Annotated in this window: 12 protein-coding genes, 2 tRNA genes, 3 rRNA genes and 1 pseudogene; 13 read left to right on the forward strand and 5 right to left on the reverse strand. The window is 41.7% G+C overall.

Going from position 1 to position 20,660, the window contains the following annotated elements; all coding sequences use genetic code 11:
- Window positions 1–231 precede the first annotated feature (231 nt).
- Window positions 232–1,626 carry an NAD-dependent succinate-semialdehyde dehydrogenase gene (locus ABE954_RS00265; protein WP_048605632.1) on the reverse strand — a complete coding sequence of 465 codons (1,395 nt, stop codon included), beginning with the start codon at window positions 1,624–1,626 and terminating at the stop codon, window positions 232–234.
- A 350-nt stretch (window positions 1,627–1,976) separates the two neighbouring features.
- On the opposite strand from ABE954_RS00265, the gene rbsD reads away from it, so the two are divergent.
- The 6 genes from rbsD (at window position 1,977) to rbsR (ending at window position 7,806) form a co-directional block, all read left to right on the forward strand.
- On the forward strand, window positions 1,977–2,396 hold the full coding sequence (gene rbsD, locus ABE954_RS00270; RefSeq protein WP_042846813.1) for a D-ribose pyranase: 420 nt from the start codon (window positions 1,977–1,979) through the stop codon (window positions 2,394–2,396).
- Between the two features lie 7 nt (window positions 2,397–2,403).
- Window positions 2,404–3,918 (forward strand): ribose ABC transporter ATP-binding protein RbsA, encoded by a 1,515-nt coding sequence (gene rbsA / locus ABE954_RS00275; protein WP_042846814.1) that lies wholly within the window; start codon window positions 2,404–2,406, stop codon window positions 3,916–3,918.
- A complete protein-coding gene (gene rbsC / locus ABE954_RS00280; RefSeq protein ID WP_042846815.1) occupies window positions 3,915–4,877 on the forward strand; it encodes a ribose ABC transporter permease in 963 nt (320 codons plus the stop codon). Before rbsA ends, rbsC begins: the two co-directional genes overlap by 4 nt.
- 18 nt (window positions 4,878–4,895) lie before the next feature.
- Window positions 4,896–5,786 (forward strand): ribose ABC transporter substrate-binding protein RbsB, encoded by an 891-nt coding sequence (gene rbsB, locus ABE954_RS00285; protein ID WP_042846816.1) that lies wholly within the window; start codon window positions 4,896–4,898, stop codon window positions 5,784–5,786.
- A gap of 85 nt (window positions 5,787–5,871) precedes the next feature.
- Window positions 5,872–6,801 (forward strand): ribokinase, encoded by a 930-nt coding sequence (gene rbsK, locus ABE954_RS00290; protein WP_042846817.1) that lies wholly within the window; start codon window positions 5,872–5,874, stop codon window positions 6,799–6,801.
- Window positions 6,802–6,804: 3 nt separating this feature from the next.
- On the forward strand, window positions 6,805–7,806 hold the full coding sequence (gene rbsR, locus ABE954_RS00295; RefSeq protein WP_164975540.1) for a ribose operon transcriptional repressor RbsR: 1,002 nt from the start codon (window positions 6,805–6,807) through the stop codon (window positions 7,804–7,806).
- Here the strand turns inward: rbsR and mdtD are convergent.
- Together mdtD and ABE954_RS00305 are read right to left on the reverse strand one after the other, a co-directional pair.
- Window positions 7,803–9,206, reverse strand: a complete 1,404-nt coding sequence (gene mdtD, locus ABE954_RS00300) for a multidrug transporter subunit MdtD (RefSeq protein WP_042846818.1) — start codon at window positions 9,204–9,206, stop codon at window positions 7,803–7,805. The genes rbsR and mdtD overlap by 4 nt on opposite strands.
- Window positions 9,207–9,260: 54 nt before the next feature.
- Entirely contained in the window at window positions 9,261–9,953 is a 693-nt protein-coding gene (locus ABE954_RS00305) for a FadR/GntR family transcriptional regulator (protein ID WP_371025687.1), read from the reverse strand.
- A gap of 544 nt (window positions 9,954–10,497) precedes the next feature.
- Between ABE954_RS00305 and ABE954_RS00310 the strand changes: the two genes are divergently transcribed.
- The 7 genes and pseudogenes from ABE954_RS00310 to ABE954_RS00340 form a co-directional block, all read left to right on the forward strand.
- Window positions 10,498–12,039 (forward strand): 16S ribosomal RNA (locus tag ABE954_RS00310).
- Window positions 12,040–12,104: 65 nt separating this feature from the next.
- Window positions 12,105–12,181, forward strand: a tRNA-Ile gene (locus ABE954_RS00315).
- A gap of 125 nt (window positions 12,182–12,306) precedes the next feature.
- Window positions 12,307–12,382: transfer RNA gene (locus ABE954_RS00320), tRNA-Ala, on the forward strand.
- 336 nt (window positions 12,383–12,718) lie between these two features.
- A 23S ribosomal RNA gene (locus tag ABE954_RS00325) occupies window positions 12,719–15,625 on the forward strand.
- Between the two features lie 146 nt (window positions 15,626–15,771).
- Window positions 15,772–15,887 (forward strand): 5S ribosomal RNA (gene rrf / locus ABE954_RS00330).
- The 16S, 23S and 5S rRNA genes sit together here with 2 tRNA genes alongside, the layout of an rRNA operon.
- A gap of 1,380 nt (window positions 15,888–17,267) precedes the next feature.
- Window positions 17,268–17,696 carry a hypothetical protein gene (locus ABE954_RS00335; RefSeq protein WP_339872061.1) on the forward strand — a complete coding sequence of 143 codons (429 nt, stop codon included), beginning with the start codon at window positions 17,268–17,270 and terminating at the stop codon, window positions 17,694–17,696.
- A 215-nt stretch (window positions 17,697–17,911) separates the two neighbouring features.
- Window positions 17,912–18,450: pseudogene (locus ABE954_RS00340) on the forward strand (IS4 family transposase); the annotation flags it as partial.
- 169 nt (window positions 18,451–18,619) lie between these two features.
- Here ABE954_RS00340 and actP read toward each other — a convergent pair.
- Window positions 18,620–20,269, reverse strand: a complete 1,650-nt coding sequence (gene actP / locus ABE954_RS00345; RefSeq protein ID WP_048605606.1) for a cation/acetate symporter ActP — start codon at window positions 20,267–20,269, stop codon at window positions 18,620–18,622.
- Window positions 20,266–20,577 (reverse strand): DUF485 domain-containing protein, encoded by a 312-nt coding sequence (locus ABE954_RS00350; RefSeq protein ID WP_004906633.1) that lies wholly within the window; start codon window positions 20,575–20,577, stop codon window positions 20,266–20,268. Before ABE954_RS00350 ends, actP begins: the two co-directional genes overlap by 4 nt.
- Window positions 20,578–20,660 lie beyond the last annotated feature (83 nt).

A 20,660-nucleotide genomic window follows, 5' to 3' on the forward strand; every position in this document is an offset into this window, starting at 1 on the left:
TCCTTTCATTGAATAACAAAATTCAATAATGTTGTAGTTACGCTTAATTCTTAGGTTATCCGTCCTTTTATAAACAGTGCAATCAAATTTGTCATTTTTCTTTTGTGTTATTTGATTTAAATCGTGTGTAGCTGTATTAAGGCGAGAAAATCTTAATCGAAAGAGAGCTGATTTGAACTGGGTGGGCTCATGAGTATAAAACTATGAGCCCGCGCTGAGGATTAATAATTATTAATAAGGTGCATCTGGCGTGGTAACTCGAATTAATTTTTCATTCACAAACTCACGAATGCCCGCAAGTGATTGTTCTCGACCATAACCAGAAAGCTTAGTTCCACCGAAGGGGAGCTCAGGGGCAATTCCTGTCGTATGATTGATATAAACCATCCCTGTGACTATTTGGCGAGCCACTTTTATTGCTTCCGCTTCATTCTTACCAAAGACAGTTCCACCTAAACCGAATTCAGTCGCGTTAGCTAATTGAATGGCTTCATCTATATTTTTTACAGCATAAATACAAAGTACTGGGCCGAATATTTCTTCATGATAAGCTTTCATATTCGGTTTTATATCTGTCAATATTGTGGGTTGCATAAACGCCCCTTCACGATCTAATCGCTTACCGCCAAATACCAGTGTTGCTCCCTCTTTTACAGCCACTTCAACTTGATTAATAACGTCGTTTACTGCTCCTTCGCTACTTAATGGGGCGAGTTGCGTAGCTGGGTCCATTGGGTCACCCACAATAATTTTTTCATAGATTGCTTTTGCTTTTGCGATAAATTCTTTCGCAACGTTTTCTAATACAATAATACGTTTTGGTGAAACACAAACTTGCCCTGCATTCCATAGACGGCCAGCAGTCGCTGTCGCAACCGCACTATCAATATCTGCATCAGCTAGCACAATAAAAGCATCACTCCCTCCTAGCTCAAGTGTTGATTTTTTTATTACTTTGCTTGCTTCAGAGGCAAAATTGGAACCAGCAGGTTTACTTCCTGTTAAAGATACGGCTTTGACTCGTTCATCTGAAACAAGAGCTGAAACTTTTGAGCCAGGAATGAATAAATTGTTGTAAACGCCATCCGGTAGGCCTGCTTCAATAAATATTTTTTCCATTATTTCAGCGCATTGGGGAATATTTGAAGCATGCTTTAAAACAATGGTATTCCCTGCCATTAGATTAGCAGCAGCTGTTCGAGTTATTTGATAAAATGGAAAATTCCATGGTTGAACAGTCAGGAGTACCCCGATAGGTTCATAAGTTAAGAAGGCTTTTCCGTGTTTAACATCAATTTCTTTATCCGCTAATAAACGGCTTCCTTCATTCGCATAGTAGTCAAAAATATTTGCGCATAATTCGACTTCGCTTATCGATTCACTTAATAGTTTTCCCATTTCTGTTGTACAGATTTTTCCGAGAAGCTCTTTTTTATCTCGCATAGTTTTTGCTATGTTATGTAAAATTACTGCTCGCTCTGTAAATGAGCTTTTTTTCCAAGTCAGGTAGGCGTTATCTGCTTTGCTGAGTATTGTATCGACTTCCTCCGCACTCATTTCTTGATAAATCTTTTCTACTTTATTTGTTGCTGGATTAACTGATTTTATTGATGATGTCATATTCATTTTTTATTCCTTATCGCAACGGTTAAAGATAAATAATTCAACCTATCTTAAATTACATTTGATATGTCACCATAAAATGAGTTTAAAATGAATTTAAATGGCATTTTTCATCAAAAAATTTGTGTAAACAATTTTTAATTGTTTTTGAATGTTTTTTTTTATGTTTATTTATGAATCAATAGAAACGATTCAGCTTAAGCTATTCAATTAGTTATCATTTTTTATTTTTTTAACGCTAACGAAACGTTTCGATGTTGATCACAAATATTAACCATCAATATTGAGTTGTGACTCATCTTTACTATGATTACATGAGCGAAACGTTTCGCTTACTAGAATGGCGGTGAAAAATGAAAAAGGGTGTTTTACTTAATGCCAACGTGACCTCTGTAATTGCCAAGTTAGGTCATACGGACCAAATAACGCTTGCTGATGCTGGTTTGCCTATTTCTCAAGGAACTGAGCGTATTGATTTAGCCATTACTCAAGGCTTACCCGATTTCATGTCAGTTTTAAGTGTTATTACTCAAGAGATGCAAGTCGAAAAAGCCATTCTAGCTGAGGAAATTAGTACCAATAACCCACAAATGGAAGATGCTATTTTAGCTCACTTACAACAGCTAGAAGTCACTCAAAATAATACGATTGAAATTATCTATTGCAGCCATGAACGTTTTAAACAACTGACTCATGACAGTAAAGCGGTGATCCGCACCGGAGAATGTTCACCGTTCGCTAACATTATTCTTTGTTCTGGTGTGACTTTCTGAGGTGATTATGCAACCTTTATTAGAACTTATCGGAATCGATAAATCATTTCCAGGGGTAAAAGCCCTTAATGGGGCGACATTAAATGTCTATCCTGGAAAAGTCATGGCGCTGGTGGGGGAAAATGGGGCTGGCAAATCAACCATGATGAAAGTACTAACCGGTATCTATAGCAAAGATGCAGGTAAAATCCGCTATCTAGGCAAAGAAGTAAAATTTAATGGCCCTAAAAACTCCCAAGAAGCAGGCATTGGTATTATTCACCAAGAGCTAAATCTTATTCCTGAATTAACTATCGCGGAGAATATTTTTCTTGGTCGAGAATTTGTTAATGTATTTGGCAAAATCGACTGGAAAAAGATGTTTAGTGAATCAGACAAACTTCTTCAACGTCTTAATCTTGATTATAACAGCCACCAAACTATTGCTGAGCTCTCTATTGGTGAGCAGCAAATGGTCGAAATAGCTAAGGTTCTGAGTTATCAATCCCAAGTTATCATCATGGATGAGCCAACCGATGCTTTAACTGATACAGAAACAGCTTCTTTATTTAGAGTTATTGAAGACTTAAAAGCGCAAGGCTGTGGCATTGTGTACATTTCTCATCGGCTAAAAGAAATTTTTGAAATTTGCGATGATGTAACTGTTTTTCGTGACGGCCAATTTATAGGTGAAAAACCTGTTAGCGAATTAGAAGAAGAAAAGCTAATTGAAATGATGGTAGGACGAAAACTAGAAGATCAGTATCCGAGAGTTGATGTTCCTACTGGTAGTGTGCGCTTACAGTTGCAAAATATATCAGGTCCCGGAGTCACTAATGCCAGTTTTAGTCTAAAAAGTGGTGAAATTTTAGGGGTTTCAGGGTTGATGGGGGCAGGTCGCACGGAATTGATGAAAATTATTTATGGCGCGGCAGCGAAGAAAACAGGGACTATTACTCTTGAAGGTAAGGAAGTCACATTAAGAACTCCTCAAGATGGCCTAAATAACGGCATTGTCTATATTTCTGAAGACCGCAAACGTGATGGTTTAGTACTTGGCATGTCAGTGAAAGAAAATATGTCATTGACGGCACTACGTTATTTTAGCCGCGTAGGTGGTAGTTTAAAACATAAAGAAGAACAACAAACTGTCAGTGATTTCATTCGATTATTCAATATTAAAACGCCATCAATGGACCAAATTATTGGCAACCTTTCTGGTGGTAATCAGCAAAAAGTGGCAATTGCTCGGGGGTTAATGACGCGACCTAAAGTCCTGATCCTTGATGAACCAACTCGCGGGGTTGATGTTGGAGCCAAAAAAGAAATTTATCAATTAATTAACCAATTTAAGAAAGAAGGACTGAGTATCATTTTAGTTTCTTCAGAAATGCCAGAAGTGATTGGAATGAGTGACCGTATTTTGGTTATGCATGAAGGTCATATCAGTGGGGAGTTTTCCGCCAAAGACGCAACTCAGGAAGCCTTAATGGCTGCTGCAGTGGGTAAACATTATGGCTCAGTTCAGGAGTTATCAGCATGAGTTCAACTACCGCATCATCAAAACGCTGGTTCAGCAAAGCATGGCTGATGGAGCAAAAATCATTAATAGCACTATTAATTTTAATTGCGATCGTATCGACATTAAGCCCTAATTTTTTTACGGTTAATAACTTTTTCAATATCTTACAACAAACCTCTGTGAATGCCATTATGGCTGTTGGAATGACATTGGTCATTTTAACCTCAGGAATTGACCTGTCTGTCGGCTCATTATTAGCATTAACTGGGGCTGTGGCAGCTTCTATGGTGAGTACTGATGTAAATGCTTTAGTCGCTGTTGCTGGTGCATTAGCATTGGGGGCTGCAATTGGCGCATGTACCGGTGTTATTGTCGCAAAAGGTAAAGTTCAAGCTTTTATTGCAACTCTAGTCATGATGTTATTACTACGTGGGGTTACTCGCGTGTACACCGACGGAAGCCCTATTAATACAGGGTTTAGTGATAACGCAGATTTATTTGGTTGGTTTGGTATTGGGCGTCCATTTGGCATTCCGACCCCTGTTTGGTTAATGATCATTGTTTTTGCGGCTGCATGGTACATGTTGCATCACACACGTCTAGGTCGTTATATCTATGCATTAGGGGGGAATGAATCAGCAACTCGCCTATCTGGTATTAACGTCGACCGCATTAAAATTATCGTTTATGCCTTATGTGGCTTGTTAGCTGCATTGGCGAGTGTAATCGAAGTTGCGCGTTTATCATCAGCACAACCAATGGCGGGTAATGGATATGAATTGGATGCCATTGCTGCGGTTGTTCTTGGTGGTACCAGCCTTGCTGGTGGTAAAGGCCGCATTGTCGGAACCTTGATTGGTGCCTTGATCCTTGGTTTTCTAAATAATGGCTTAAACTTATTAGGTATTTCGTCAAACTATCAGATGATTGTAAAAGCTGTCGTCATCTTACTTGCGGTACTTGTTGATAATAAAAAATAACCCTACAGGAAAATTATTATGAAGATGAATAAATTAGCAACACTATTATCTGCGGTTGCACTGAGTGCAACGGTCAGTGTTAATGCGATGGCGAAAGATAGCATTGCATTAGTTATTTCTACACTTAACAATCCATTCTTTGTGACGATGAAAGACAGCGCACAAAAAGAAGCTGATAAACTGGGGTATGAATTGATCGTCTTAGATTCTCAAGATAACCCAGCTAAAGAGTTGGCAAACGTACAAGATCTAACTGTGCGTGGCACAAAACTTATGTTAATCAATCCAACTGATTCAGACGCGGTCGGGAATTCTATTTTAATGGCTAACAAAGCTAACATTCCTGTGATCACATTAGATAGAGCAGCAAATAAAGGTGAAGTTGTCAGCCATGTGGCATCAGATAACCGCATGGGTGGGAAAATGGCGGCTGACTATATCGCAAAAAAAACGGGTAATGAAGCAAAAGTCATTCAATTAGAAGGGATTTCCGGTACTTCAGCAGCGCGTGAGCGTGGTGAAGGTTTTAATACTGGAGCAAAAGAGCATAAATTTAATTTACTGGCGAGCCAACCTGCTGATTTTGATAGAACAAAAGGCTTGAACGTCATGCAAAACTTGTTAACGGCACATCCTACTGTCCAAGCGGTATTTGCTCAGAATGATGAAATGGCTCTAGGTGCTTTAAGAGCTTTACAAACTGCTGGTTACTCTGATGTTCTTGTTGTTGGGTTTGATGGCACTAATGATGGCATCAAAGCAGTAGAAAGCGGTAAATTAGGGGCAACCATAGCACAGCGCCCAGACCAAATCGGTATCGTTGGAGTACAGATAGCGGATAAAGTCTTAAAAGGTGAAAAAGTTGAATCTACGGTTCCAGTTGAATTGGAATTAGTGGTAAAACAATAAAAAATAAAAACCGCCGTTTACTATTATAACGGCGGTTCATTTAGTTTGTGGGTTATTACGTCACAATAAAAAGGAAATAAACGTTATGGCTACAGCAAAGCTAGTGGTTCTCGGTAGTATCAATGCTGATCATATATTAAATGTTAAGCAATTTCCGCAGCCGGGTGAAACGGTGAGGGGTGATCACTATCAAGTTGCATTTGGTGGTAAAGGCGCAAATCAAGCTGTCGCCGCGGGTAGAAGCGGTGCTGACATAACTTTTATTGCTTGTGTTGGTGATGATGGCATTGGTTCTAGTATTAAAAAACAGCTTAGTTTGGATAATATTAAAACTGAGTGTATTGATGCCATTCAAGATGAAACTACTGGTGTGGCATTGATTTATGTGAACCAACAAGGTGAAAACATTATTGGTATCAGTGCAGGCGCAAATGCACAATTGACGACAGAAAGGCTTGCTAGCTATCAACAAAAAATTATCGAAGCTGATGCTGTTTTAATGCAATTAGAGTCACCTCTTGATACGGTACAAATGGCTGCTGAAATTGCCAATAAAAATAATACACAGGTAATTTTAAATCCAGCACCAGCCCAGTCATTGCCAGATTCATTATTAACACTAGTCGATATCATTACACCAAATGAAACCGAAGCTGAGCATCTAACAGGGATTGCTGTTAATGATAATAAAGGAGCACAAGCAGCTGCACAGGTGTTGCACGAAAAAGGGATCAGCAAAGTGATGATAACGCTAGGGTCCCGAGGGGTTTGGTATAGTGAACAAGGTTCACAAGGGAAAATAATTCCTGCATTTAACGTAAAAGCAGTAGATACTATTGCGGCAGGTGATACATTCAATGGGGCTTATGTCACTGCACTATTGGAAGGTAAGGCAGATGAAGACGCAATTATTTTTGCTCATGCTGCCGCAGCAATTGCTGTAACTCGTCCTGGCGCGCAGCCATCGGTACCTTGGCGTAAAGAAATTGAACAATTTTTGACTCAACAGGATTAGCTTGTGGCAACAATGAAAGATGTGGCACGTTTAGCGGGGGTGTCGACATCCACAGTCTCTCACGTGATTAATCAAAATCGCTATGTTAGCGAAAGTATAACTCTGCGCGTCAAAAATGCGATAGAAGAGCTAAACTATGCCCCTTCAGCATTAGCTAGAAGCTTAAAAATGAATCGCACTAATACAATAGGGATGTTACTAACAACAAGTAATAACCCATTTTATGCAGAAGTAGTACGTGGTGTTGAACGTAGTTGCTACGAGCGCGGTTATAGTTTGATCTTATGTAATACTGAAGGTGACCTTCAACGTATGAACCATAGCTTAGAAACGTTATTACAAAAACGTGTTGATGGGCTATTAATTATGTGTACAGAAGTTCAAGGCCCATCGAAGGATGTGTTTACTCGCTACCCTAGCGTTCCGACCGTTATGATGGATTGGTCACCATTTGATTCAGTAGGAGATGTGATTCAAGATAACTCATTTCTTGGGGGGGAAATTGCTACCCGTTATCTTATTGATTCGGGTTTTACCCGAATAGCCTGTATTGCGGGGCCTCAAGATAAGTCTCCAGCAAGGGCTCGTTATCAAGGTTTTATTCAAGCGATGGAACAGGCTAAAATTGAAGTTAATGAAGATTATATTATTTTCAGTGACTTCGAATTTGCTGGTGGTTTTGAATCAATGAATAAACTGCTTGAGTTATCAACGCCTCCACAAGCTATTTTTGCAGGGAATGATGCCATGGCTGTTGGGGCTTATCAGGCTATATTCCAAAAAGGAATCAAAGTGCCTGATGATATTTCAATCATTGGTTATGATGATATCGACCTTTCACCTTATATGATCCCACCATTGACGACGATCCATCAACCAAAAGATAAACTAGGCAAACAGGCTGTTGACCAACTTATTTATCGTATGGATAACCCTGAAGCAGATGCCAGTGTTTTAGTATTAACACCTGAACTTATTGAGCGTCAATCGGTCAGGAAATGCTAATTTTTAGCCTTTTTTGCTTTATTTTTTATTAAGTTATCCCCATCAGTCTTACTTAATAATAAAAAGACAAAAGCGGATATTAAGGTGATAGCACCGACAGTAATAAAGGTATAATGGAAATTATCGACGGTATTGCTGTTAGGCTGTCCACCATAGAAGTTCAATATTGCTGCGCTCACTGCAATACCGAAACTTATCGATAGCTGTTGAGTCACGGCTAACATACTGTTCCCCGCACTCGCATTATTATCTGTTAGGTCAGCCAAACATATCGTATTCATTGCGGTAAATTGTACAGACATTACCATACCTAAAATGAATAAAGGGACTATTAACAGATAAATCGACATACTTGGTGACTGCAAGGAAAATTGAGCAATCATTAATCCAATAATGATGGTGATAACAAATAATGTATTACGGTACCCATATTTAGTGAGTATTTTTGTAACAGCGGATTTTGCTGTGATTGAACCAATCGCTAATGGTGCCATCATCATACCAGCAACAACAGCTTCATAGCCAAAACCAACTTGTAGCATTAATGGCATTAGAAATGGAATACTGCCAGTACCTAGTCGAGTTGCAACATTCCCACTGATACCAATAGAAAAAGTGCGAGTTTTAAATAAATTTAAAGGAATAATGGCGTGCTTAATTCGCCTTGCATGGAAAATATAAAGAAATAGGAAAAGAAACCCAATTGCAACAAGAGATACTGGTATAGATGTAGGTAGCGATTTATCACCAAAGAAATCGAGGCTGACAGATAGCATTACTAAACCGAATCCAAACAATAAGAAACCGAGGGTATCAAATTTTCGCTTCGGCATTTTAAAATCAGGCATATGTTTTAACGCATAAAAAATACCTAAAACGCCAATAGGAATATTAATAATAAATATCCAATGCCATGTGGCGTAGGTCACTAATATACCACCTAGCAGAGGCCCTAATATTGGCCCAACTAACCCCGGTATTGTGACAAAGTTTAATATTGGCAATAATTCACTACGTGGATAAGCTCTAATTAGCGCTAAACGTGCAACTGGCATCATCATTGCCCCACCAACCCCTTGAATAACCCTTGACGTTACTAAAAAATCTAGGGAGGGTGAAAGTGCACACAATAAAGAACCTAAAGAAAATAATGAAACTGCTAAAATAAAAACACGCCGTGTCCCAAATCTATCGGCAAACCACCCACTTACAGGGATCAATAAGGCAACAGTTAATGTGTAACTGACTACTGCTGATTGCATAGCAAGGGGGGAGTGGTGAAGGCTCTTGGCAATATCAGGTAAAGCCGTATTCAAAATAGTGGCATCAAGTGCTTGCATGAAAAAGGCCATGGCCGCAATCCATGGAAGACCAGACATATTTTTGGCTGTCTTGAACATCAGTTACCTATCTAAAAAATTGAATTCCAAAATCGGTGAGTTATCTCGTTAGTTTTATTTCTGAGTATTCGTTAATAAGCTATAGCAAAAATTAAGGGCATCTGCACTTTTGCCTTCAATAATTGCATTCGCGAGCTGTTGATGTGTATCAACTTCAATTACTTCATTATCAGTGATTACATCAAAATAACGCTGATAGATAGAGCGAAACAGATTAGCAAAAGAGATCAAAAAAGGGTTAGCGCAAGCTTTATAGATAGTTAAATGAAAATGGTAGTCAATTTTTATCCATCGTTCTCTATCAAATTCTTTTGCTAGTAATTGCATTTCACTCGCTAAAAGTTGTAAAGATTGTTTTTGTTCTTGTGTTGCATGTAATGCAGCAAGATAACAAGCTTGGGGCTCAATTGCGAGACGAACAACTTTAAAATGTTTAATAACAACGGACTGTTCTTCGCTATTCGACCACCACTTTAAAAGGTCTTGGTCCAAAAAATTCCAATTTGAAGAAGGCATCACACGAGTACCAATTTTAGGGCGGGCTAATACCATTCCTTTTGCCGCGAGTATTTTTATTGCTTCTCTTATTGCTGTTCTGCTTGCTTGGAATTGTTCTGATAAATTTAATTCATTGGGTAAAATGGAGTCAGGTAAATAGGTACTGCTTAAAATTAACTGTCCAAGATTCTCTGCAATAATATAAGAGCGGTTCTTCTGTGAGGCAGTTTGTTGCTTACTTAATTCCATAATTCATCTCAATACGCATTTCTTAGATACTTATATTACGCGAGTAAATGAATAATTGCTGCTGAAATAGTCAATATACAGACCTTATTTAACTTATAAAGCCTGTTTTGGCTAAAAAAAACGCGAACAAAATAAAAAAACAAAAAAACACTTGCTAGATTTTCTGGGCTCCCTATAATGCGCATCCGTTGTCACGATAAACCGGCTCGAAGAAAACCTCGAAGCCTTGTGATAACAGAGGTGAGAAAGAAAAAGTTGAAAATAAACGCTTGACTTTCTAAATAAAAAACGTAATATACGTCACCTCGCGACAACGACCTAAGTTAATAAAAACTGAGTCGAATTTCCAAAAGAAATGTCGCAACGCTCTTTAACAATTTATCAGACAATCTGTGTGGGCACTCACAGGACACTATCAAAAAAATATTTGATTTTAAGTCTTGAAGAGTGACTAACACGTTAATTCATATATATGAACTAATAGGTAATCTGGTTTCTTCGGAAATCAGGCGACAGTAAACATTCTTTGAGCATCAAACGCTTTTAATTGAAGAGTTTGATCATGGCTCAGATTGAACGCTGGCGGCAGGCCTAACACATGCAAGTCGAGCGGTAACAGGGGAAGCTTGCTTCTCGCTGACGAGCGGCGGACGGGTGAGTAATGTATGGGGATCTGCCCGATAGAGGGGGATAACCACTGGAAACGGTGGCTAATACCGCATAATCTCTTAGGAGCAAAGCAGGGGAACTTCGGTCCTTGCGCTATCGGATGAACCCATATGGGATTAGCTAGTAGGTGGGGTAATGGCTCACCTAGGCGACGATCCCTAGCTGGTCTGAGAGGATGATCAGCCACACTGGGACTGAGACACGGCCCAGACTCCTACGGGAGGCAGCAGTGGGGAATATTGCACAATGGGCGCAAGCCTGATGCAGCCATGCCGCGTGTATGAAGAAGGCCCTAGGGTTGTAAAAAGTTTTTCAGTCGGGAGGAAGGCGTTGATGCTAATATCATCAACGATTGACGTTACCGACAGAAGAAGCACCGGCTAACTCCGTGCCAGCAGCCGCGGTAATACGGAGGGTGCAAGCGTTAATCGGAATTACTGGGCGTAAAGCGCACGCAGGCGGTTGATTAAGTTAGATGTGAAATCCCCGGGCTTAACCTGGGAATGGCATCTAAGACTGGTCAGCTAGAGTCTTGTAGAGGGGGGTAGAATTCCATGTGTAGCGGTGAAATGCGTAGAGATGTGGAGGAATACCGGTGGCGAAGGCGGCCCCCTGGACAAAGACTGACGCTCAGGTGCGAAAGCGTGGGGAGCAAACAGGATTAGATACCCTGGTAGTCCACGCTGTAAACGATGTCGATTTGAAGGTTGTTCCCTTGAGGAGTGGCTTTCGGAGCTAACGCGTTAAATCGACCGCCTGGGGAGTACGGCCGCAAGGTTAAAACTCAAATGAATTGACGGGGGCCCGCACAAGCGGTGGAGCATGTGGTTTAATTCGATGCAACGCGAAGAACCTTACCTACTCTTGACATCCAGAGAACTTAGCAGAGATGCTTTGGTGCCTTCGGGAACTCTGAGACAGGTGCTGCATGGCTGTCGTCAGCTCGTGTTGTGAAATGTTGGGTTAAGTCCCGCAACGAGCGCAACCCTTATCCTTTGTTGCCAGCGATTCGGTCGGGAACTCAAAGGAGACTGCCGGTGATAAACCGGAGGAAGGTGGGGATGACGTCAAGTCATCATGGCCCTTACGAGTAGGGCTACACACGTGCTACAATGGCGTATACAAAGAGAAGCGACCTCGCGAGAGCAAGCGGAACTCATAAAGTACGTCGTAGTCCGGATTGGAGTCTGCAACTCGACTCCATGAAGTCGGAATCGCTAGTAATCGTAGATCAGAATGCTACGGTGAATACGTTCCCGGGCCTTGTACACACCGCCCGTCACACCATGGGAGTGGGTTGCAAAAGAAGTAGGGTAGCTTAACCTTCGGGAGGGCGCTTACCACTTTGTGATTCATGACTGGGGTGAAGTCGTAACAAGGTAACCGTAGGGGAACCTGCGGTTGGATCACCTCCTTACCATTGAAGTGTTTTTGTGAAGTGCTCACACAGATTGTCTGATGAAATAGAGTAGCAGTATCAATAGGCTTGTAGCTCAGGTGGTTAGAGCGCACCCCTGATAAGGGTGAGGTCGGTGGTTCAAGTCCACTCAGGCCTACCAAAATCGAATTGATGCAGCGTTATAAATCAGCTCGTTTACTCAAAAGTAAACGTCGCCAATTTATGCCTTGCCTAAATCCGATTTGTCATTTTAATGACTGAGATTGATACTGAAATTACCTTTATGGGGCTATAGCTCAGCTGGGAGAGCGCCTGCCTTGCACGCAGGAGGTCAGCGGTTCGATCCCGCTTAGCTCCACCATAAATTTTTCTGATTATTCAGAATAGATTAGTCAAATAGTCTATTGCGAATAATTATGCTCTTTAACAATCTGGAACAAGCTGAAAATTGAAAACAACGCACATTGTTTATCGCTTAAACAATGTGAGAGTCTCTCAAAAATCTCAACTTGAAGTGTTTTTCAAACACACAAACGAGTGGCATGAGCGAGCAGTGTGAAATTCAAGGCGGCTAGCGCACAGCAAGCGCAGCGTACAATAGTACGTGAGCATTGCGAGTACTACCCAACGAAGAAGTTCACCACGCACAGCCATGACGTTAAGTGTCGTCTGATAAGAAGACATCTTCGGGTTGTGAGGTTAAGCGACTAAGCGTACACGGTGGATGCCTAGGCAATCAGAGGCGATGAAGGACGTGCTAATCTGCGATAAGCGTCGGTAAGGTGATATGAACCGTTATACCCGACGATTTCCGAATGGGGAAACCCAGTGCAATCCGTTGCACTATCGTTTGATGAATACATAGTCAAACGAAGCGAACCGGGGGAACTGAAACATCTCAGTACCCCGAGGAAAAGAAATCAACCGAGATTCCCCTAGTAGCGGCGAGCGAACGGGGAGCAGCCCAGAGTCTTAATCAGCATTAGTATCAGGAGAACGGTCTGGAAAGTCCGGCAGTAAAGGGTGATAGCCCCGTATCTGAAGATGCTAGTGTTGTGAACTCGACGAGTAGGGCGGGACACGTGTTATCCTGTCTGAATATGGGGGGACCATCCTCCAAGGCTAAATACTCCTGATTGACCGATAGTGAACCAGTACCGTGAGGGAAAGGCGAAAAGAACCCCGGCGAGGGGAGTGAAATAGAACCTGAAACCGTGTACGTACAAGCAGTGGGAGCCTTGATTTATCAGGGTGACTGCGTACCTTTTGTATAATGGGTCAGCGACTTATATTCTGTAGCAAGGTTAACCGTATAGGGGAGCCGTAGGGAAACCGAGTCTTAACTGGGCGAATGAGTTGCAGGGTATAGACCCGAAACCCGGTGATCTAGCCATGGGCAGGTTGAAGGTTGGGGTAACACTAACTGGAGGACCGAACCGACTAATGTTGAAAAATTAGCGGATGACTTGTGGCTGGGGGTGAAAGGCCAATCAAACCGGGAGATAGCTGGTTCTCCCCGAAAGCTATTTAGGTAGCGCCTCGTGAACTCATCTTCGGGGGTAGAGCACTGTTTCGACTAGGGGGTCATCCCGACTTACCAACTCGATGCAAACTACGAATACCGAAGAATGTTATCACGGGAGACACACGGCGGGTGCTAACGTTCGTCGTGAAGAGGGAAACAACCCAGACCGCCAGCTAAGGTCCCAAAGTCATAGTTAAGTGGGAAACGAAGTGGGAAGGCTCAGACAGCCAGGATGTTGGCTTAGAAGCAGCCATCATTTAAAGAAAGCGTAATAGCTCACTGGTCGAGTCGGCCTGCGCGGAAGATGTAACGGGGCTAAACTATGCACCGAAGCTGCGGCAGCGATATGTAAATATTGTTGGGTAGGGGAGCGTTCTGTAAGCCTGTGAAGGTGTACTGTGAGGTATGCTGGAGGTATCAGAAGTGCGAATGCTGACATAAGTAACGATAATGCGGGTGAAAAACCCGCACGCCGGAAGACCAAGGGTTCCTGTCCAACGTTAATCGGGGCAGGGTGAGTCGACCCCTAAGGCGAGGCAGAAATGCGTAGTCGATGGGAAACGGGTTAATATTCCCGTACTGGTGATAATTGCGATGGGGGGACGGAGAAGGCTAGGCTGGCCGGGCGACGGTTGTCCCGGTTTAAGGATGTAGGCAGGTGAATTAGGCAAATCCGGTTCACTATATGCTGAGGTCTGATGACGAGTCACTACGGTGGCGAAGTAGCTCATGCCCCGCTTCCAGGAAAAGCCTCTAAGCTCTAGATTATCACTAATCGTACCCCAAACCGACACAGGTGGTCAGGTAGAGAATACTCAGGCGCTTGAGAGAACTCGGGTGAAGGAACTAGGCAAAATGGTGCCGTAACTTCGGGAGAAGGCACGCTGCGCTAGGTGAAGTGGTTTACCCATGGAGCTGAAGCCAGTCGCAGATACCAGCTGGCTGCAACTGTTTATTAAAAACACAGCACTGTGCAAACACGAAAGTGGACGTATACGGTGTGACGCCTGCCCGGTGCTGGAAGGTTAATTGATGGGGTTATCCGTAAGGAGAAGCTCTTGATCGAAGCCCCAGTAAACGGCGGCCGTAACTATAACGGTCCTAAGGTAGCGAAATTCCTTGTCGGGTAAGTTCCGACCTGCACGAATGGCGTAATGATGGCCAGGCTGTCTCCACCCGAGACTCAGTGAAATTGAACTCGCTGTGAAGATGCAGTGTACCCGCGGCAAGACGGAAAGACCCCGTGAACCTTTACTATAGCTTGACACTGAACATTGAGCCTTGATGTGTAGGATAGGTGGGAGGCTTTGAAGTGTGGACGCCAGTCTGCATGGAGCCAACCTTGAAATACCACCCTTTAATGTTTGATGTTCTAACGTTGCCCCGTATCCGGGGTGCGGACAGTGTCTGGTGGGTAGTTTGACTGGGGCGGTCTCCTCCCAAAGAGTAACGGAGGAGCACGAAGGTTGGCTAAGCATGGTCGGACATCATGCGGTTAGTGCAAAGGCATAAGCCAGCTTGACTGCGAGAGTGACGGCTCGAGCAGGTACGAAAGTAGGTCTTAGTGATCCGGTGGTTCTGAATGGAAGGGCCATCGCTCAACGGATAAAAGGTACTCCGGGGATAACAGGCTGATACCGCCCAAGAGTTCATATCGACGGCGGTGTTTGGCACCTCGATGTCGGCTCATCACATCCTGGGGCTGAAGTAGGTCCCAAGGGTACGGCTGTTCGCCGTTTAAAGTGGTACGCGAGCTGGGTTTAGAACGTCGTGAGACAGTTCGGTCCCTATCTGCCGTGGGCGTTGGAAGATTGAAAGGGGCTGCTCCTAGTACGAGAGGACCGGAGTGGACGCACCACTGGTGTTCGGGTTGTCATGCCAATGCATTGCCCGGTAGCTAAGTGCGGAAGAGATAACCGCTGAAAGCATCTAAGCGGGAAACTTGCCTTGAGATGAGTCTTCCCTGACCCTTTAAGGGTCCTAAAGGAACGTTTAAGACTAAGACGTTGATAGGTTGGGTGTGTAAGCATAGCGATATGTTGAGCTAACCAATACTAATGAACCGTGAGGCTTAACCTGACAACACCGAAGGTGTTTTAGAGATTGAGAGATGACGTTGATTTAATGAGCGTGAGAAGCCGAGAGGCGAGGGACATGGCAGCTTGTTCAAGATTACCGTTCTGGTTTAGTGACGAAATGTACTAAACGAGAACAAACCGAATTTGTCTGGCGGCAATAGCGCGGTGGTCCCACCTGACCCCATGCCGAACTCAGCAGTGAAACGCCGTAGCGCCGATGGTAGTGTGGGGTCTCCCCATGTGAGAGTAGGGAACTGCCAGACATTAAATTAGTGAGAAAGCCACCCAATGGGTGGCTTTTTTGCGTTTGGGGGTTAGGTGATGAGGCGTGGCAGTGTGGAGCGAAGAGTGAGGTGTTCAGTCTCAGGGCGACTCTGATTGTGAGGGCTCTGCCTAGGGTAATGAGGCATTGAGACCACTGCATATTTTATTATCCTGTAGGCTAACTTCTAACTTCTAACTTCTAACTTCTAACTGCTAACTGCTAATGTCTAGCTTTTAAATTAACAGTCTGATTAGCAGAGGACTAGGTTAACCCCTCATTAGTACAGAGATATTCTTTTCCTGCCCATCTCGTTTTAACTTGTTTATTCCTTTATTCCTTATGAACTGAGCGGACTCTGTTTTTGTAACCCATCATCCTGATTTTTTATTCCTCAAGTTTTCGTCTGGCCGTGATTTGAGGCGGTGTTAATCCTCCCTCAACGGTGCAATAACATTGTTATGTTGAATAAGTGTGTGGAATTTAAAGTAGTAAGTAACAGCTCACCTATCGAGGTTGGTTTAATACATTGAGAAATAAAAATAAATCAATCAGCTAGGGGAGAGACTAAAGCTAGGAGTAGAGAGGTTTAGCATCAGCTCATCCGAAAAGTGTAATGATATTGGTGTGGTGAATAGGTGTGTGGTATTTAAAGTAGTGAGTAACAACTCATTTGTCGGGGTGAGTTTAATATGTTGAAAAACAAAATTAAATCAATTGCTTAGCGTAGGTCTACGCTGGGGTAGAGAAGTTTGGTACTAGTTTATGCGGAAAGTATAATGATATTGGTATGGTGAATGGTAGTGTAGGAATCAAAGTAGTGAGTAACAACTCACATTTCTAATGTAGTAACAGGAATGAGGAAAATTATTTGTCTTTACTGCTAATATGTCGCTAGCTTGCTTTATTGAGAGATAGATTATTTATAATTGATTAAAAATAATAATGACTAAATGAAACTACTTTACTTGTTTTTCCTTCTTTTGCCATAAAATATCTATCGGTTTAATGGTTTTTATGGTGTTAATTAGTTCATTAATAACGTCTGTTTTTTCATCAATAAACTCATAAATATCAATAGATAAAAATAAACTAATCAATTTTACTCATATAGAAAATTAATATTTCTTTAGCCAGTTTATGATGAAAAAAAACGCAATTGTTTATTTTTTTATATAAAAATTGTTAAATTGATGTTTCATTTACTTACATTTATACTATTTTAAAGTAGTTAATATCATTTCAAGTTATCACGTTATAGATGAAGTTTGCTTATAAATGAAATTATCAAAGGAAATAGTTAGCGTTCGGATACGAAAGATAATCGACTAAGCGCGCTGTATTTCTGGTTAACAATGTCTGTGTACCAAAGGTGGATCAGATGAATAAAACAAAAAGTGCGAATCAAAAAATTTTTGATCAGATCCTTTCTGTGAATAAGCAGAAAGAGAATGAATTTAACAATGGCCAAGATGGCGCCACGATCCTTTCCTTACTTGTGATGTTCTTTGTTCCATTTTTACTGCTAAATATCGTAAGAAATGCTGTTGGGATTGATTATAGTTTTGCTTCTGTTATTGGGATGCTGGCAATTAGTGGGATTATTACTATCGCACTGTTTAAGACATTAAAAATTAGCTCTCAATTTGCAGATAAACATATTGTTTTAGACCGATTGCTTTCTCGTTACACACCGAAAAATAAACAAGAATTCCAACAATTACAAGAGGAAAGAAAAACAAAATCTGCCGATTTTTATTCTCTTGTAGAAGATTGGGTTAATGTAGAAAAACAATACTATGCAAGATAGAACCGAATAACGATAATAAAAATATTCTTAAATATTATTAATATCCTTCTTTTCTCTACGCAGAAAGAAGGATTTTTTTTGTCTGACCTAAACCACCCACCTCCTTATGAGGCTGTCTTTTATACATAAGTCCTTCACATTATCTGAGAAACTTTTTTGAACTAAATGCTTAGCTTACGATCAACTCTTCAACGGATTTAATTGGGGCTCCTGAGATGATGGAAAGTAATAATGAGCGGGCTAAAGAACAACGTGCACATACTAAACTTGGAGAACCAAAAAGACCGGTCAGGTTTGTAATAAATGGCCTCAAACTTGGCTCGGTATCCAAGTAAATCGGTAGTAAAATCGTTTAGCTCACTGGCCAGTATGGAGGGAGATAGGAACGTTAACATATCCGCAGAGAATATTAGTGAAGCCATTTTTAGTGCGACAGTAAAACTGGTCACTGCTATTCCTTTCTTCTCGCGATAGAAGATGCTACCAAGCTACAATCATCGTCCTACTCAAGCAGATTTAGGGTATGTGAACCAAGGTAATCATCATCGAGGTTTGCTTACTCATAGCCTTTTGTTGTTTGCTCCTAAAACACTTAATATTATCGGGTTAATTGAACAATAAAGATGGTCGCAAGACCTGAGGTATCCGTTGTAAGGGTTTAAAATGACCTTACAAAGAAAAAGAAGGTGATAAATGGGAAAGAGCATTATGTAATATCGCTGCTTATCTAGTCACCACGGTAGCTAATGTTATCGTGAAACTGGCGTCTAGAAAAAGAGGTAGATAAGTTTTACTCGAAAGATTGCTGATAGGGTTACACTATTAGCCTGTATCCTTATTGGAGCAATCACTGCGTGGTTTTAGTCTGACAATAACAAACGGCTCGATACACTGAACCGTTTGTTGTGGTAATAAAGTCAGATTTAGTGAGACTTACCTTGTTCAATACCCAAACCAATTTGTGAACGAATAAATTGCTCTTTAAAGCGTTCTCTTTCCATTTTCCCTTGTTCTGAATTGTCAGTAACAGAGAATAACCATGAGGCAACGAATGCAACAATCATGGAGAAGAAAGCAGGATATTCATATGGATAGATTGGTTTTTCATGATGAAGAATGCTGACCCATATAGTTGGACCTAGGATCATTAAGACAACGGCGGTAATCAGCCCTAACCAGCCTCCTGCTAATGCACCGCGAGTCGTGAGTTTGCGCCAGTACATTGATAGTAAAATAATAGGGAAGTTACAGCTTGCAGCGATGGAGAATGCTAAGCCGACCATGAAAGCAATATTTTGTTTTTCAAACAAAATACCAAGGCCAATTGCAACAAAACCTAAGATGACAACCGTAATTTTTGAAACGCGTAATTCATCTTTTTCGTCAGCCTTACCATTTTTCATTGCCATCGCATAAAGGTCATGAGATACCGCAGAAGCGCCTGCGAGTGTCAATCCAGCAACAACCGCAAGGATGGTGGCGAAGGCAACCGCAGAAATAAAGCCAAGGAAGAAATTGCCCCCAACAGCATCAGCAAGGTGAACTGCAGCCATATTAGTTCCGCCAATGAGCGCCCCTGCAGCATCTTTAAATGCAGGATTTGAACTGACAAGCACAATAGCGCCGAAACCAATAATGAAAGTCAGTATATAGAAATAACCGATAAATCCTGTTGCATAGAACACACTCTTACGCGCTTCTTTGGCATCACTTACGGTAAAGAAACGCATAATAATATGAGGAAGACCGGCGGTACCAAACATTAATGCCAAGCCAAGCGATAGGGCGGATATCGGGTCAGATACTAGGCCTCCAGGGCTCATAATAGAAATGCCATTCTTATGGATTTCTACAGCCTCTTTAAATAATGTATTGAAATTAAAGCCTACATGTTTCATGACCATAACCGCCATGAATGTTGCACCAGCAAGTAAGAGAATGGCTTTGATGATTTGTACCCATGTAGTTGCTAGCATCCCACCAAATAATACGTACAACACCATGAGAATACCAACGATAACCACGGCTACATGATAATTTAAGCCAAATAATAATTCGATCAGTTTACCTGCCCCAACCATCTGGGCAATGAGATAGAGTGCTACAACGACAAGTGAGCCAACAGCAGACAAAATACGAATTGGTCTTTGTTTTAATCGGTAAGATGCTACGTCAGCAAAAGTGTAGCGACCTAAATTTCGTAAGCGCTCGGCAATTAAGAATAGAATGATCGGCCAGCCAATTAAAAAGCCAATCGAGTAAATTAAGCCATCATAGCCAGAAGTATAAACAAGAGCGGAGATCCCCAAGAAAGAAGCTGCAGACATAAAGTCCCCTGCAATTGCCATCCCATTTTGGAACCCTGTAATTTTCCCACCGGCAGTATAGTAATCGGAGCGAGAACGTGTTCTTTTTGATGCCCAGTAGGTGATATATAACGTGAAGCCAACAAAAAGTAAGAACATGATAATTGCTTGAATATTGATAGGCTGACGTTCCACATCCCCTGTCAATGCGTCTGCAAACACGATTGATGAGGTAAAAAAGAGAATGAGTGAGAGCAATATTTTCATTTTTCTACCTCTTTTAAGATTTCTGCCGTTAAACGGTCATATTCACCGTTGGCACGAATAACATATAGCCCAGTTAATACAAATGAAATGACGATTAGCCCTACACCGACAGGGATCCCCCTTGTGATGTAAGAGCCTTCAGAGATAGGTGTACCTAACCAGCTTGGATCAAAAGCGATAAGAAAAATAAAACCTACATACAACACGAGCGTTATTATCGATAACAACCATGAAAAGCGACTACGTTTCCTGACCAATTCCTTGAAGCGAGGGTTATCCTCTACCTTTTCGTAAGCAGTAGCATTCATCAGAGTTCTCCTCTGTTATACTCGTCATACTTCAAGTTGCAGTGTCGTTGGCGGTGTTCACTCGTACTAGTCACATATCTATA

Origin of the sequence: Providencia sp. TYF-12, from assembly GCF_041344805.1 — a bacterium.
Classification (GTDB): Bacteria; Pseudomonadota; Gammaproteobacteria; order Enterobacterales; family Enterobacteriaceae; genus Providencia; species Providencia huashanensis.